Below are 13931 nucleotides of genomic sequence, written 5' to 3'. Positions count from 1 at the left end.
GACCAGGTGCTGACGGCCCGCCAGGGAACGACGGTGCTCCTGGCGCTCCCCGCGCTCCTCGCGCTCTGCCTGGCGCTGCTGACGCCCTTCCCCTCCCATGCCGCCGACCGGAGCCGGGGCCATGTCTCCGACCAGGCGTCATCGCGCAATCCGGTGGTCCTGGTGCACGGCTACAACGCCGATCCGGGTGTGTGGGGAGGCCTGCGCGAGGACCTGCGCGCCGCCGGGTACACCGACTCGGAACTCTTCTCCTGGGGTTACGACACCCACCAGTCGGTCAACGAGGTCCTCGCCGGGCGGCTCGGCGCGTACGTAGAAGAGGTCCGCCGGCAGACCGGCGCCGCCAGGGTCGACGTCGTCGCGCACTCCTTCGGCTCGCTGGTGAGCCGCTGGTACGTGAAGTTCGGCGGCGGTGCGGCCACCGTGGGCCACTGGGTCTCGCTGGCCGGCCCCAACCGGGGCACCTCCACCGCGTGGGCCTGCGCGCTGTGGGACCAGGCGTGCCGGGACATGACCCCCGGTTCGTACGTGGTGAAGAACCTGAACGGCGGGGACGAGACCCCGGGCGCGGTGAAGTACGCGACCTTCTGGTCGAACTGCGACGAGGTCGTCAACCCGGACGACAGCGTCCCGCTGACCGGGGCCGCCAACACGCCGGTCGGCTGCCTGCGGCACAACGATCTGCTCGGCGACGACGCCACCTCGGCGGGCGTCCGGTCCTTCCTCGCCTCCTAGTGCCGCGACCGGCCAGGTCCCGTCGTCAGTGCTGGATCCCGGGCTCCCCGACGGAGACCCGCTGGAGCAGGCCGTACGTGAACTCGGCCACGCACGGCTGCGCCCCCGCGGTGAACGCCAGGCGCCAGCGGGTCGGCGCGGTGCCCTCCAGCGGCCGCGCCGGGGCGAAGGCGCGCGCCACCTCGTCCACCGTCGCCGACCAGGGGCGCAGGTCGTCCGCCGACTCCAGTACCGGTCCCCGCGCGCCCGGGGCCCGTACCAGCCACTCGTTCCACACCGCCCCGTCCGGGGCGGCCAGCACCTCGAAGCGCAGGTCCGGCCAGAGCGGCACCGGCCACAGCAGCGCCTCGCACTCCAGGTCCCCGATCCTGCGCGGCTCCGCGGCCTGCGGCGGGCCGAGCACCGAGCGGTAGCGGGCGAGGGCCCCGCGGGCGCGGGGCGAGCGGACCATCGCCTGCCAGCGCTTGTTCGCCTCCCGCTGCTCCGCGAGCGAGGCGCCGAGCCGCCTGCGCGCCTCGTCGGCGAGGTCCGGCTGGAAGTCCGCCATCCTGCGCAGCAGCACCAGCTGGAAGGCGGCCGGCCCGAAGGGTCCCCGGGCGCCCGGAGTCGGATTCGCTGTCATGGAGGCCACGATTCCACACAGGATCCTTACGTTCCCGGGATCCGTATGTTGCCGGGGACCACGTAGCCTGCGGGCGCTATGAACTACTGCCCCGCCTGTCGGAGGCACCTCAACGGCGCGCTGGCATGCGCCGGGTGCGGAACCCCGGCCGAGTACCTCATGCCCGCCGCGCCTGCCGCCGCGCCCGCGCCGGACGAGTCCGCGTACACGGCGGACGCGCCCGCGCCGGACGAGCCCGCGCCGTCCGGCGTGTACGCGGACTCGCTCGTCGTGCTGTCCGCGCCGAACGAGCGCAGGGCCGGTGCCCGCCGCCGCACCACGCGGCGCAAGCGCCGCCGGACCGTCCTGACGGTCGGGCTCGGACTGCTGCTGGCGACCGCCGGCTCGCTGGGAGTGGCCAAGATGGCCACCGACGGGCAGCGCAGCGACCGGGCCGCCACGGTGGTGCTGACGGACGACGCCGGTCCGCAGCAGCCCGCGCCGCTCCCGGACCTGCCGACGTCCGGCGCGCCCGCGGGGCCGTCGGGGAAGGCCACCGCGAAGGCCGCCGCCGGGCCCGTGAAGAAGAGCGGGACCGGCGCGCCCTCCACGGGCGCCGCGCACCCCGCGCCGGTGTCGTCCGCCCCCGCGCCGTCGGCGTCGGGTTCGGCGTCCGTCACTCCCGGCCCGGGGGGCAACGTGAGGCCGACCGCGTCGGGGAAGCCGTCGCAGGGCGCCACCGGCAGCCCGCAGCCGCCGACCCCGACCCCGACGCCCACGCCGAAGCCGACCGAGGACTGCGGTTTCCTGGGCTGGTTGTGCTGGTAGGTCCTAGCCGCCCAGCATCCGCCTGAGCAGGTCCCGCAGCGCCGTCCGCTCCTGTGCGGACAGGCCGGCCAGCGGCTCGCGCGCGAAGTCCAGCGACTCGCGCAGCCGGTCCGCCGTCTGCAGGCCCTCCTCCGTGGGGGCGGCCAGCTTCACCCGGCGGTCGGCGGGGTCCGGGCGGCGCTCGACCAGGCCGCGCGTCTCCAGCCGGTCGACGATGCCGGTCACGTTCGAGGGCTCGCACCTCAGCTTCTGCGCGATGCGGCGCATCGGCATCGGCTCCAGGGAGAGCAGGTTCAGCACTTTGGCCTGCGCGCCGGTCAGCTGGTGGCTGGCGGCCGCGTGCTCGTACTCCATGTGGTACCTGGCCACGACATCGCCGATGAGTTCGACGACCTCGACGGTCACTGGGTCTACGCGACGACTGGGCATGGATCCAGAGTACCCATTTACTTGACAACGTGAAATATCCAGGCGCATGGTTGTTTCACCTAGTGAAGCAATTTCGTTCTTACCAGGAGCGCCGCATGTCTCAGATCCCCGCCGTCAGCCGCGAGTGGCACCTCGTCCGTCGCCCGCAGGGCTGGCCCGTCGCCGAGGACTTCGCCCTGCGCGAGGTGCCCGTGTCCGCCGAGCCCGCCCCCGGCCGGATCCTCGTGCGCAACCTCCACATGTCCGTGGACCCGTACATGCGCGGCCGGATGAACGACGTGAAGTCCTACATCCCGCCCTTCCAGCTCGACGAGCCGATGCAGGGCGGCGCGGTCGGCGAGGTCGTCGCCTCCGCCGCCGAGGGCTTCGCCGTGGGCGACCACGTCCTGCACCACCTGGGCTGGCGCGAGTACGCGGACCTCGACGCGAAGTTCGCCACCAAGGTGGACGCCTCGCTCGCCCCGCTCTCCGCCTACCTCGGCGTGCTCGGCATGCCGGGCCTGACCGCCTACGCGGGCCTCTTCGAGGTGGCCTCCTTCAAGGAGGGCGACTCCGTCTTCGTCTCCGGCGCGGCCGGTGCGGTCGGCAGCCTCGTCGGCCAGTTCGCCAAGATAAAGGGCGCCTCCCGGGTGGTCGGCTCCGCCGGCTCGGAGGAGAAGGTGACGGTCCTCACGGAGAAGTACGGCTTCGACGCCGCCTTCAACTACAAGAACGGCCCCGTCGCCGAGCAGCTCCCCGCGTCCGCCCCCGAGGGCATCGACGTCTACTTCGACAACGTCGGCGGCGACCACCTGGAGGCCGCGATCTCCTCGATGAAGGTGGGCGGCCGGGCCACCCTGTGCGGCGCGATCGCCGGCTACAACGACACCGAGGCCGCCCCCGGTCCGCGCAACCTGATGCAGGTCATCGGCAAGCGGCTGCGCCTGCAGGGCATCCTCGTCAACGACCACGCCGGCCTCCAGCAGCAGTTCGTGCAGGACGTCGCCGGATGGCTGCGTTCCGGGGAGCTCCGGTACGACGAGACGGTCGTCGAGGGTGTGGAGAACGCGACGTCCGCCTTCCTCGGCATGCTGCGCGGCGAGAACACCGGAAAGATGATCGTTTCTTTCACCGGCTAGGCTCACCCCACACCGTCGTGACCGTGGGCGCGAGTCGCGGCGATTACCAGGAGGATCCCCTTACATGTCCATCCAGTACTCCGACGTCGCGTACACCGCTGTCGCCACCGCCGAGAACGGCCGTGACGGCCGCGTCGCCACCGACGACGGCCGGCTCGACGTCGTCGTGAACCCGCCGAAGGAGCTCGGCGGCAGCGGCGCCGGCACCAACCCGGAGCAGCTGTTCGCCGCCGGCTACAGCGCCTGCTTCCAGGGCGCCCTGGGTGTCGTCGCCAAGAACGTGAACGCCGACATCTCCGGCTCCACCGTCACGGCCGAGGTCGGCATAGGCAAGAACGACGAGGGCTTCGGCCTGATCGTCAAGATCTCCGCCGTGATCCCGAACGTGGACGCCGCCACCGCCAAGGACCTCATCGAGAAGGCCCACGAGGTCTGCCCGTACTCCAAGGCGACCCGCGGCAACATCACGGTCGAGCTCGCCGTCTGATCCGCCGCCGCTCCACGAAGGCCGCACCCCGGTCCGGGGTGCGGCCTTCGCCGTAGACTGACGCCATGCGTGATCTTGCGGGGGGTTTCCGGTATCTGCTGGCCGGACAGCGATGGGTGCTGCGGCACGGACGGTGGCTGGGCTTCGGGCTGCTGCCCGGGCTGGTCTCCCTGGTCCTGTACGCCGGAGCGCTGATCGGGCTCGGCTACGGCGCCGACGACCTCACCGCCTGGGCCACTCCGTTCGCCGACGGCTGGGGGTCCCCGTGGCTCGCGCTCTTCCGCGGCTTCCTGACCGCACTGGTCTTCGGCCTCGGGCTCTTCCTCGCCGTCATCACCTTCACCGCCGTGACCCTGCTGATCGGCCAGCCCTTCTACGAGTCCCTCTCGGAGCAGGTCGACCGGAGCGAGGGCGGCGAGGTTCCCGAGTCCGGGCTCCCGCTCTGGCAGGAGCTGTGGATCTCGGCCCGGGACAGCGTGAAGGTGCTCGGCCGGGTGGTGCTGTACGGCATCCTGCTCTTCGGCCTCGGTTTCATCCCGGTGATCGGGCAGACCGTGGTCCCGGCGCTCGGCTTCTGCGTCTCCGGGTACTTCCTGACCCAGGAGCTCACCGCCGTCGCCCTGCAGCGGCGCAAGGTGGACCTGGCCGAGCGGCTGGTGCTGCTGCGGTCGCGGCGGATGCTGGTGCTCGGCTTCGGCGTGCCGCTGGTGCTGGCCTTCCTGGTACCGCTGGTCGCCGTGTTCCTGATGCCGGGCGCCGTGGCGGGGGCCACGCTGATGGTGCGGGACCTGACCGGGGCCGACGAGGTTCCCGATGCCGGGGCCGGGGCCGGGGCCGGGGCCGACGGGACCGGGACCGGGGTCGCGGGGGGCGCCACCACCACGGCCGGTGGGGGTACCTCCCAGCGGTAGCCGGGGGAGTTCCGGACCGCCGCCGCCCGCCTACTCGTGACTACCGCTTGAGCAGGGTGATCGCCCCCACCGTGTCCTCACCGCCATGGGCGTCCGGGTCGGAGGTCAGCCGGCGCCGCATCAGGTCCAGGTACGGGGAGATCAGCTCGGTGCTGACCCCCTGGTCCTCGGCGGTGCGCAGCAGGGTGCCGCTCGCGGCGACCTGCATGGCCAGGTTGGAGACCACCCCGGTGGTGAAATCGCGCGAGGTCAGCCGCTCGGCGGCGTTGCCGACGAAGAAGCCCATCGCGCCGAGCCACTCGGACAGCAGCGGGGACAGGTCCTTCGGGGCGATGTCCTCTCCCTCGATCAATGCGTAGGCGTGCGAGATCCCGGCGAACAGCCCCGTCATCGCGCTGAGCAGTGCCACGTCGTGCAGGGCGGCGTGCCCGGGGTCCTCGCCGACGTAGCGCGCCCCGGCCGCGGCCTCCAGTACCGCCCGGTGCGCATCGAAGAGGGCCCGCGAGCCGCTGTAGAAGACGTAGCCCCCGCTCTCCGGGGCGCCGATCATCGTTGGGGTGGCCATGATCCCGCCGTCCACGAACCGGGCCCCCCGCGCCTCGGCCCAGGCGGCCCGCGCGCGGCCCTCGGCCGGGGTGCCGGTGGTGAGGTTGACCAGGTCCTTGCCGGTCAGGTCGAGGCCGTCCAGGGCCGAGCCGACGGAGGCGTCGTCCAGCAGGCAGACCACGACGAGCCGGTTCGCGGCCACCGCCTCGGCGGGGCTCGCGGCGACGGCGGCCCCCTCGGCGGCCAGGGCCCCGGCCTTGGCCGCGGTGCGGTTCCAGACGGTGAGGGGATACCCGGCGGCGAGCCAGGTGCGGGCCAGGGCGGTGCCCATGTCGCCGAGGCCGAGCAGGGTGAGGGGGGTGGGCGAATTCAGCGGTGTGTTGTCGGTCATGGCGTTTAGCCTGCTGGCAGGCCATGAGGCGCTCAAGTACGCACTTTGGAGTGGGTGGTTACCCCAAGGTGAGCGAGCAGGTGGGAGGGATGCGCGGTGGCGGTGGCACGGAGGCCCGGTGCGGAACACTGCGGGATCGCCGCGGCGATGTCCGTGATCGACGGAAAGTGGAAGGTCTCGCTCCTGTGGGAGCTGGAGCAGCGCCCCCGGCGCTTCGGTGAACTGCGCCGGCTCGTTCCGGGCGTCTCGCAGAAGGTGCTCGCCGCCCAGCTGCGCGAGCTGGAGGCCGACGGCATCGTGCACCGCGAGGTCTACGACGAGGTCCCGCCGCGGGTCGAGTACTCCCTGACCCCGCTGGGCGAGGAGCTGAACGCGGCCCTGGAAGCCCTGGGGACATGGGGCGCCAAGCACCTGCTCGCGGATTCGGCGTAGGCCCGGGTCCGGCCGCCGACGGTCCCTTCCCGGGCCCCCGGCTTCCCGGACAGGGCCCGTAGTATGCATGGCGGCAAGCGCCAGGGCCGTCTCTCACTGCCCTTGAGTCCGCCCCGGCCCGGAGCCTCGGCACGGGGGTCCGGGCCGGGCAGTGGCTTGCCCGGCAACGACCGGCCGTCGGGCCGAGGACCGACCAGCAGTAGGGACACAGCAGTGACAGTCAGTACCGCGGGCCCGGGGACCGCGCTGCCCACGGGCAGACCGGCCGTGCCCGCCCGCCCGATACCGGCGGCCCCGGGCACGCTGCGCTCCCGGGGCACGCTCCTGGTCCTCGAAGCCGTCGTCGCCTTCGCCGCGGCGCTGGTCCTCCCGGTGCTGGCCCGAGGGTTCAAACTCAACCCGCTGGACAGGATCGCGCAGGTCAGCGGGCTCGCCGCGATCCAGCTGCGGTTCGCGCTGGTCGGTCTGCTGTTCATCGCCGCGGTGGCGCTCGCGATGCGGCTGCGCCGGGGCCGCCACTTCGACCTGGCCGCACGGATCGCCGCCGCCGCCCTCGCGGGCCTGGCCAGCGGCTTCGTGGCGGCCGGCGCCGTCGTCGCACTCCACGGCACGCCGTGGCCGATGTTCGGCCTCAACGGCGACAGCGGCCGTATCGTCGAGTGGGCCCACGCGGTGGCCAACGGCCGGCCCTCGGGCTCGCCGGTCTACCCGCCGGCCCCCCTCCACACCCTCGGCTACTACGCCGAGTGGTTCCGCGGCGGCAACACCGCGTACGCCTTCAAGGACCTCCAGATCCTCGGCGCCGCCGCCTTCGGTCCGCTGGTCTACCTCTGCTGGCGCATGCTGCTCAGCCCGGTCCGCGCTCTCGCCTTCGGTGTGGCGCCGGCCTTCGCGCTGATCGACGCGTACAAGCCGTACAGCCAGACGGTCCTCGTCGTGCTGGTGCCCGTGCTCGTGGCCATGGTCGTGTCGCTGCGCCGCAGCGGGACCGACGGCTGGCGGCCGCTCCTGCTCAAGGGCGCCGGCTTCGGCGTACTGCTCGGCCTGCTGTTCCTCACGTACTCGGGCTGGTTCCTGTGGAGCGCGGCGGGTGTGCTGTTCGCCGCGCTGCTGTACTTCCCGTGGCGGACCGGCCGCCTCAAGGGCGCGGCCTTCCTCGGTGCCGCTCTGGCGGCCTTCCTCGTGGTCGCCGGGCGCTACCTGGCGGTCATGCTGACCGAGGGGCAGACCACCAAGGACTACAACTTCCGCTTCGACAACTTCACCGACCCGGCCTACTACCTCATGTGGCGCACCGACATGCCCGGCAAGGTGGGCGACTGGCCGCCGCCCGGCGAGTACGGCGGGGTCGGGCTCTTCGCCCTGGTCACCTTCCTCTGCCTCGGTGCCGCGATCTGGCTGGGCATCCGCAGGCCGATGGTGGTCACCGTCGCGGCCATGTTCATCAGCGCGTGGGTGATGCGGATGTACATCGCCTCGCACATGTACGAGACGCAGACCGTCCAGCTGTACACCCGGACCAACAACCAGCTGCTCTACTGCGGGCTGCTGCTGTGCGCGCTGGTCGCCCATCTGGTCTCGCTGCGGATGGCCGCCGCGCGCCGCACGGCAGAGGGCGACGGCACGTCCCGTACCGGCTTCCCGGGACGCGAAGGGGCGGTGATCGGGGCCCTGTGCGCCCTGCTGCTGCTCCTCGGTACGGTCTCCTCCTCGATGGCCGACCGGTACATGCCGGCCAAGGACGGCACCTACCGGATCCTGCCGTGGGTGTCGCACACGATCACGGAGCAGGACGGGAGCTGCCCGGAGTTCGCCCCGGGCGGTACCTGTTCCAAGGACGGCGACCAGAGCTGGCTGAGCTCCATCCGATGACGCGAGGAAACCGATGATCTCCGCACTGACGCGGCTGGCCGACTGGTCGGCCAGGAGCCCCAAGCGGTTGTGGCTGGTCGCCTTCGCGCTGTTCTTCGCGCTCACGGGCTCCTGGTCCGCCGCCAGCCCGCTCGCGAGTTCCCCCGACGAGCACGCGCACTTCATCCGTGCGGCGGCCGTCGCCAGGGGCCAGATCGGCGGACCCCAGGTGATGGTCCCGCACGTCGTGGCGGGCATCGAGGGACAGTTCGCCGAGACCGGCGTGCAGCTCCCGGAGTGGTACGGGAGCCTCCCCACGCTCCACGAGTGCTACGCGTGGAAGCAGCGGACGCCCGCGTCCTGCGCGCCGCCGCTCGGGAACTCCGACAAGACCGTGCAGGTCGCCACGGCGGCCGGCCGCTACCACCCGGCCTACTACCTGGCGACCGGCTGGCCGAGCCTGCTGGTCGACGGCCCCAAGGGGCTGTACCTCATGCGCTTCGTGTCGGCGCTGCTCTGCTCGGCCATGCTGGCCAGCGCGCTGGTCACGGCCGCCGAGTGGCGGCGGCGCTCGCTGGCGGTGCTGGGCGTACTGGCCGCGGCCACGCCGATGACGCTGTACATGGGCGGCATGGTCAACCCCAGCGGCGGCGAGATCGCCGCGGGGATCCTGGTGTGGACGGCGATGCTGTCGATCGTGCTCTCCCCGGACCCGCGGCTGCTGAACCGCAGGCTGGCCAGGCTTGGCATCGCCGGCCTGGTGCTGATAAACATCCGGCCGCTCGGGCTGATCTGGTTCGCGGGGGCCGTTGTCTTCTGCCTGCTGCTCGCGGGCCGCGGCCTGATCGGTTCGGTACTGCGCCGCAAGGCCCTGTGGCTGTGGACGGCCTTGCTGGGGCTGGCTGCGGCCGGTGCGCTGCTCTGGGCGTCGAAGCACCCGGACAACTCGGCGATAGACATCCCGAAGGACCTCACCACGGGCGTGGCCGCGAAGCGCACGCTCGGCTTCACCAACGACTACATCCACCAGATGATCGGATACTTCGGCTGGCTGGACACGCCCGCGCCCGCCCTCACCTGGCTGTTCTGGTTCGGTGTGCTCGCGACGTTCGCCGCGCTGGCGCTGGCGTACGGCCGTAGGCGCGACATGGTCGCGGTGCTCGGCATGACGGTGGCCGTCGTGATGGTGCCGGTGATCGGCCAGGCCTCGCAGGCGGAGCGGATCGGCATGGTGTGGCAGGGCCGCTACCTCCTGCCCTTCGCGGTCGGACTGCCGCTGATGACCGTGCTGATCTGCGCCACGCGCTCCCCGGACCGGGGGTTCCCCTGGCGCAGGCTGGCCGGGTTCTCCGTCATCGCCCTCACGGTCGCCGACGTGGCGGCGTTCTACTGGACGCTGCGCCGCTTCGCGGTCGGGACCAGCGGCTCGTGGGTGGCGACCCACGCCCACTGGGCCCCGCCGGGCGGCTGGGCCGTGTGGGTCGGTGTGTACGCGGTCGCGGCCGCGGCGCTCGTGGTGCCGGCCCTGCTGTCGGACCGGCGGCCCGTCGCGCCCGCGCCGCGGCCCCCGGACCGGGACACCCCGCGCCCCTTGCCCCACTCGCGGGTGCCCGAGCCCGCCTGACGGCCGGGGTCTTCAGACCCCGGCCGACCCGGCCACGCCGACCTCGACGGTCACCACCGACGGCGTACGGTCGTCCGCCTCGGCCAGCAGCGCGCCGCCCGGGCCCCATACGGCCGCGCCGCCGCAGCCGGTCCACGGGCCCGCCGGGCCGACGTGGTTGGCGAGGACGACGTACAGGCCGTGCTCCTTCGCGATCCCCGGGTGGACGGTGGCGCGCTCGCGGATCCCGTCGCCCGTCCCGTAGAGGGAGCTCGCGAGGTGGACGCGGCAGCCGTCCGCCGCGGCGCGGCCGGTGAGCCCGGGGAAGTGGTTGTCGTAGCAGACACCCAACGAGAAGCGGATCCCGCCGAGTTCGAAGCGCCCGTCGCGCTCGCCGGGCCGGAAGACGCCCTGTTCGTGCCGGTAGAGGTGCTGCTTGGCGTACGTCGTCACGTGCGCGCCGTCCGCGTCGTACACCAGTGTCGCGATGGCGGGCCGTGCGCCGCCGGCCGGCAGGGCGACGGTGACCGCGGTGGCGATGCCGGCGGAACGCAGCGGGTCCAGCCGGGGATCGTCGGCACCCGTCCACAGGCCGGGGTCGGCCGCCAGCGCGTCCAGCTCGTAGCCGGTGAGGGTGAACTCGGGGAACACCACGAGCCCGGCGCCCTGTTCACGCGCCCGTCCGGCGAGGTCGGCCGCCCGTGCGGCATTGGCGCGGACATCGGCGGGTACGCAGGTCAACTGCGCTGCGGCGATCTTCACCCGGCTGAGCCTAAGTGGTTTCCGGGCCCCGCAGCAGGGTGAGGAAGGCGCGGAACGCGGCCGGCATGTCCACCGATTCGGGGGCGAGCAGCCACTGGTACTGGAGGCCGTCGCTGACGGCCGCCAGGAGCGGGGCCGCCTGTTCCGGGGTGAGGCCCGAGGGGAGGCGCTCGCCGAACTCGGCGCGCAGCATCGCCGCCATGTCGCCGCGGACCTGGGCGTAGCGCTCGGTGAAGAACTCCCGCGCAGGGTGGCCTTCGGTGACGCTCTCGCCCAGCAGCGCCGAGAACGTCTGCACGATGCCCGGGCGCATGGCGTTGTACTCCACCAGCGACGCCAGCAGGTCCAGGCGCCAGCTGCCGGCCGAGGCGCGCGAGCCGCCGCCCGTGTCCCAGCGGTCGCGTTCCTCCAGCACCGCGACCAGCAGGGCCTCCTTGGTCGGGAAGTAGTGCAGCAGTCCCTGTTGGGTCAGGCCCACGCGCTCGGCGACCGCGCCCAGGGCGGCGCCCCGGTAGCCGCGCTCCGCGATCACTTCGAGGGCCGCGCGGACGATCTCCCCGCGGCGCTCCTCACTCCTCGCCCTGACCATCGCCCGGCGCCCCTTCCGTTCACAGCTGCCAGCAGGACCGTACGCCATTCGGATATTACGAAGAGATGACGAACCCTACCGCTCGCCAGGTAGCCGGTCCACGATGGGGCATCGCACCCGCACCCCCGCACTCAACGAGGAGACACGGCCGTGACCGATGCCGATCAGGCCCGCGAGAACGCCGTCGAGGCGGCGCTCGGCAAGCTGGATCTCGACACCAAGGCCCGCCTCCTGGCCGGCCAGGACATGTGGTCCCTGCCCGCCCTCCCCGAGATCGGACTCCGGTCCCTGGTCATGTCCGACGGCCCCGTCGGGGTGCGCGGCGTGCGCTGGACCGCCGACGACCCCTCCGTCGCGCTGCCCTCCCCGACCGCGCTCGCCGCGGCCTGGGACCCCGCGCTCGCCCGCCGCGCCGGCCGGCTCCTCGCCCAGGAGGCCCGCCGCAAGGGCGTCCACGTCCTCCTCGCGCCCACCGTCAACCTGCACCGCTCCCCGCTCGGCGGCCGTCACTTCGAGTGCTACTCCGAGGACCCGTACCTCACCGGCGCCGTCGGCGCCGGCTACGTGAACGGCGTCCAGGACGGCGGGGTCGGCACCACCGTCAAGCACTTCGTCGGCAACGACGCCGAGACCGAGCGGTTCACCGTCGACAGCGTCATCGCCCCGCGCCCGCTGCGCGAGCTGTACCTGGCGCCCTTCGAGGCCGTCGTCGCCCAGGCCCACCCCTGGGGCATCATGACCGCCTACAACCAGGTCAACGGCACGACGATGACCGAGCACCGGTACCTGGTGAACGAGGTCCTGCGCGGCGAATGGGGCTTCGACGGATGCAACGTCTCCGACTGGATGGCCGCCCGCTCCACCACCGGCGGCATCGAGGGCGGCCTCGACGTGGCCATGCCCGGCCCGCAGACCGTCTACGGACCCGCCCTCGCCGAGGCCGTCCGGGCCGGCGAGGTCCCCGGGTCCGCCGTCGACGCGGCCGTGCGCAACGTGCTGCGCCTCGCCGCCCGCGTCGGCGTCCTGGAGGGCGCCCCCGCCGTCGTCGCCGAGGCCCCGGAGCCCATCGACGGCCAGGCGCTGGCCCGTGAGCTCGCCGCCCGCGGCTTCGTCCTCGTCCGCAACGAGGCCGTGCTCGGGGAAACCCCGGCCCTGCCGCTCGACGCGGCCGCCGGCCGCACCGTCGCCCTGATCGGAGCCGCCGCCCGCGATGCCCGCGTCCTCGGCGGCGGCTCCGCCACCGTCTTCCCCGAACGGATCGTCTCCCCGCTCGACGGCCTCACCGCCGCCCTCCGCGAGCGGTCGGGGGTACCGCCCACCTACGCGGTCGGCGCCGACCCCTCCGACGAACTGACCCCCGCCGACCAGGGCTTCGAGCTCCGCGTCGTCTGCCGCGACGCCTCCGGCGCCGTCCTCGGCGAAGGCGCCCTGCCGTCCGGCCAGGTCCAGTGGATCGGTGAGGAGCTGCCCGGGGGTGCCACGTACGAGACGACGGCGACCATCGAGGTCACCGGGACGTTCCTGCCGCGGGAGAGCGGGGAGCACGCCTTCGGCACCCGGGGGCTGGGCGCCTTCACCCTCACGGTCGGCGGCGGGACCCGGTGGGACGGCGTCCAGGAGATGGGCGACGAGACCGACCCCTTCGAGGCCTTCCTCGGCGCCCCCAGCGAGCGCGCCCGGGCCGTCCTCACCGAGGGGGAGCGGGTGGAGGTGTCGCTGATCCACCAGGTCCCCGACATGACCGCGCTGCCACTCAAGGCGATCATGTTCTCGCTGCTCCACCTCGGCCCCCGGCGCGACCCGGAGGAGCTGATCGCCGAGGCCGTGGCAGCCGCCCGCGCCGCCGACACCGCCGTCGTGGTCGTCGCCACCACCGAGCGCGTGGAGTCCGAGGGCTTCGACCGCCGTGACCTCACCCTGCCGGGCCGTCAGGACGACCTGGTCCGCGCCGTCGCCGCCGCCAATCCGAACACCGTGGTCGTCGTCAACGCCGGCTCGCCCGTCGAGCTCCCGTGGCGCGAGGAGGTGGCCGCCGTGCTGCTGACCTGGTTTCCCGGGCAGGAGGGCGGGGCCGCGCTGGCCGACGTACTCCTCGGGGACGCGGAACCCGGCGGGCGACTGCCCACGACCTGGCCGGCCCGGTTCGCCGACGCGCCCGTCACCGAGGTCGTGCCCGCCGGGGGACGCCTGGAGTACCGCGAGGGGCTCCTCATCGGCTACCGGGCGTACGAGGCCGGGTCCATCGCCCCCGCCTTCCCCTTCGGGCACGGCCTCGGCTACACCGACTGGGCGTACGAGTCCCTGGAGGTCACCGGCACCACGGCCCGGGTCCGCGTCACCAACACGGGCACCCGGCCCGGCCGTGAGGTCGTCCAGATCTACCTGGCGCCCGCGGCGACGGCGTCCGACGGCGCGCAGAGCGCGGCGGTGGAGCGCCCGGCGAGCTGGCTGGCAGCCTTCGCGGGCGTCGAGGCCGGCCCCGGCGAGAGCGTCGAGACCGAGATCGCCCTGCCCGCCCGGGCCTTCGAGATCTGGGACGAGGAGACCCGCGGCTGGCAGCGGATCGGCGGCACCTACGAGGTCCGCGCGAGCCACTCCCACGGCGATACGCGACTGTCAGCCACGCTCGACATCCCGTAATGCGCCGT

The 13931-nt window shown here is 73.2% G+C and carries 14 protein-coding genes; 9 read left to right on the top strand and 5 right to left on the bottom strand.

All coding sequences use genetic code 11. From position 1 onward, the window contains the following. The first annotated feature begins 6 nt into the window (after nucleotides 1–6). On the top strand, nucleotides 7–735 hold the full coding sequence (locus ACFCZ1_RS12320) for an esterase/lipase family protein (protein ID WP_376678328.1): 729 nt from the start codon (nucleotides 7–9) through the stop codon (nucleotides 733–735). A 25-nt stretch (nucleotides 736–760) separates the two neighbouring features. Here ACFCZ1_RS12320 and ACFCZ1_RS12315 read toward each other — a convergent pair whose 3' ends face one another. Then, complete coding sequence (locus ACFCZ1_RS12315; RefSeq protein ID WP_376678327.1) at nucleotides 761–1357, bottom strand: hypothetical protein; 597 nt, start codon at nucleotides 1355–1357, stop codon at nucleotides 761–763. A 159-nt stretch (nucleotides 1358–1516) separates the two neighbouring features. Between ACFCZ1_RS12315 and ACFCZ1_RS12310 the strand changes: the two genes are divergently transcribed. Continuing rightward, nucleotides 1517–2164, top strand: coding sequence for a hypothetical protein (locus tag ACFCZ1_RS12310; protein WP_376678326.1), 648 nt, complete (start codon nucleotides 1517–1519; stop codon nucleotides 2162–2164). A 3-nt stretch (nucleotides 2165–2167) separates the two neighbouring features. On the opposite strand, the gene ACFCZ1_RS12305 is transcribed toward ACFCZ1_RS12310, so the two are convergent. Beyond that, nucleotides 2168–2593 (bottom strand): MarR family winged helix-turn-helix transcriptional regulator, encoded by a 426-nt coding sequence (locus ACFCZ1_RS12305; protein WP_376678325.1) that lies wholly within the window; start codon nucleotides 2591–2593, stop codon nucleotides 2168–2170. Between the two features lie 95 nt (nucleotides 2594–2688). On the opposite strand from ACFCZ1_RS12305, the gene ACFCZ1_RS12300 reads away from it, so the two are divergent. The 3 genes from ACFCZ1_RS12300 to ACFCZ1_RS12290 all read left to right on the top strand — a co-directional run bounded on the left by ACFCZ1_RS12300 (nucleotide 2689) and on the right by ACFCZ1_RS12290 (nucleotide 5109). Further along, nucleotides 2689–3711: an NADP-dependent oxidoreductase gene (locus tag ACFCZ1_RS12300; RefSeq protein ID WP_376678324.1), complete on the top strand. Its 1023-nt coding sequence runs from the start codon at nucleotides 2689–2691 to the stop codon at nucleotides 3709–3711. 64 nt (nucleotides 3712–3775) lie between these two features. Next, nucleotides 3776–4198 carry an organic hydroperoxide resistance protein gene (locus tag ACFCZ1_RS12295; protein WP_376678323.1) on the top strand — a complete coding sequence of 141 codons (423 nt, stop codon included), beginning with the start codon at nucleotides 3776–3778 and terminating at the stop codon, nucleotides 4196–4198. A gap of 65 nt (nucleotides 4199–4263) precedes the next feature. Beyond that, entirely contained in the window at nucleotides 4264–5109 is an 846-nt protein-coding gene (locus tag ACFCZ1_RS12290) for an EI24 domain-containing protein (RefSeq protein ID WP_376678322.1), read from the top strand. Between the two features lie 40 nt (nucleotides 5110–5149). Here ACFCZ1_RS12290 and ACFCZ1_RS12285 read toward each other — a convergent pair whose 3' ends face one another. After that, nucleotides 5150–6046 carry an NAD(P)-dependent oxidoreductase gene (locus ACFCZ1_RS12285; RefSeq protein WP_376678321.1) on the bottom strand — a complete coding sequence of 299 codons (897 nt, stop codon included), beginning with the start codon at nucleotides 6044–6046 and terminating at the stop codon, nucleotides 5150–5152. A 96-nt stretch (nucleotides 6047–6142) separates the two neighbouring features. Here ACFCZ1_RS12285 and ACFCZ1_RS12280 point away from each other — a divergent pair, with 96 nt between their 5' ends. The 3 genes from ACFCZ1_RS12280 to ACFCZ1_RS12270 all read left to right on the top strand — a co-directional run bounded on the left by ACFCZ1_RS12280 (nucleotide 6143) and on the right by ACFCZ1_RS12270 (nucleotide 9953). Beyond that, nucleotides 6143–6478: a winged helix-turn-helix transcriptional regulator gene (locus ACFCZ1_RS12280; protein WP_376678320.1), complete on the top strand. Its 336-nt coding sequence runs from the start codon at nucleotides 6143–6145 to the stop codon at nucleotides 6476–6478. Between the two features lie 213 nt (nucleotides 6479–6691). Then, complete coding sequence (locus ACFCZ1_RS12275; protein ID WP_376678319.1) at nucleotides 6692–8350, top strand: hypothetical protein; 1659 nt, start codon at nucleotides 6692–6694, stop codon at nucleotides 8348–8350. 13 nt (nucleotides 8351–8363) lie between these two features. Then, nucleotides 8364–9953 carry a DUF2142 domain-containing protein gene (locus ACFCZ1_RS12270; RefSeq protein ID WP_376678318.1) on the top strand — a complete coding sequence of 530 codons (1590 nt, stop codon included), beginning with the start codon at nucleotides 8364–8366 and terminating at the stop codon, nucleotides 9951–9953. A 12-nt stretch (nucleotides 9954–9965) separates the two neighbouring features. On the opposite strand, the gene ACFCZ1_RS12265 is transcribed toward ACFCZ1_RS12270, so the two are convergent. Both ACFCZ1_RS12265 and ACFCZ1_RS12260 read right to left on the bottom strand, forming a co-directional pair. After that, nucleotides 9966–10694, bottom strand: a complete 729-nt coding sequence (locus ACFCZ1_RS12265; protein ID WP_376678317.1) for a carbon-nitrogen hydrolase family protein — start codon at nucleotides 10692–10694, stop codon at nucleotides 9966–9968. Nucleotides 10695–10704: 10 nt separating this feature from the next. Then, nucleotides 10705–11283, bottom strand: coding sequence for a TetR/AcrR family transcriptional regulator (locus tag ACFCZ1_RS12260; protein ID WP_376678316.1), 579 nt, complete (start codon nucleotides 11281–11283; stop codon nucleotides 10705–10707). 150 nt (nucleotides 11284–11433) lie between these two features. Between ACFCZ1_RS12260 and ACFCZ1_RS12255 the strand changes: the two genes are divergently transcribed. Beyond that, entirely contained in the window at nucleotides 11434–13923 is a 2490-nt protein-coding gene (locus tag ACFCZ1_RS12255) for a beta-glucosidase (protein WP_376678315.1), read from the top strand. Nucleotides 13924–13931: the final 8 nt, after the last annotated feature.

Origin of the sequence: Streptomyces sp. NPDC056224 (assembly GCF_042267665.1) — a bacterium.
GTDB lineage: Bacteria > Actinomycetota > Actinomycetes > Streptomycetales > Streptomycetaceae > Streptomyces.
This window is presented reverse-complemented; position numbering and strand designations above follow the sequence as displayed.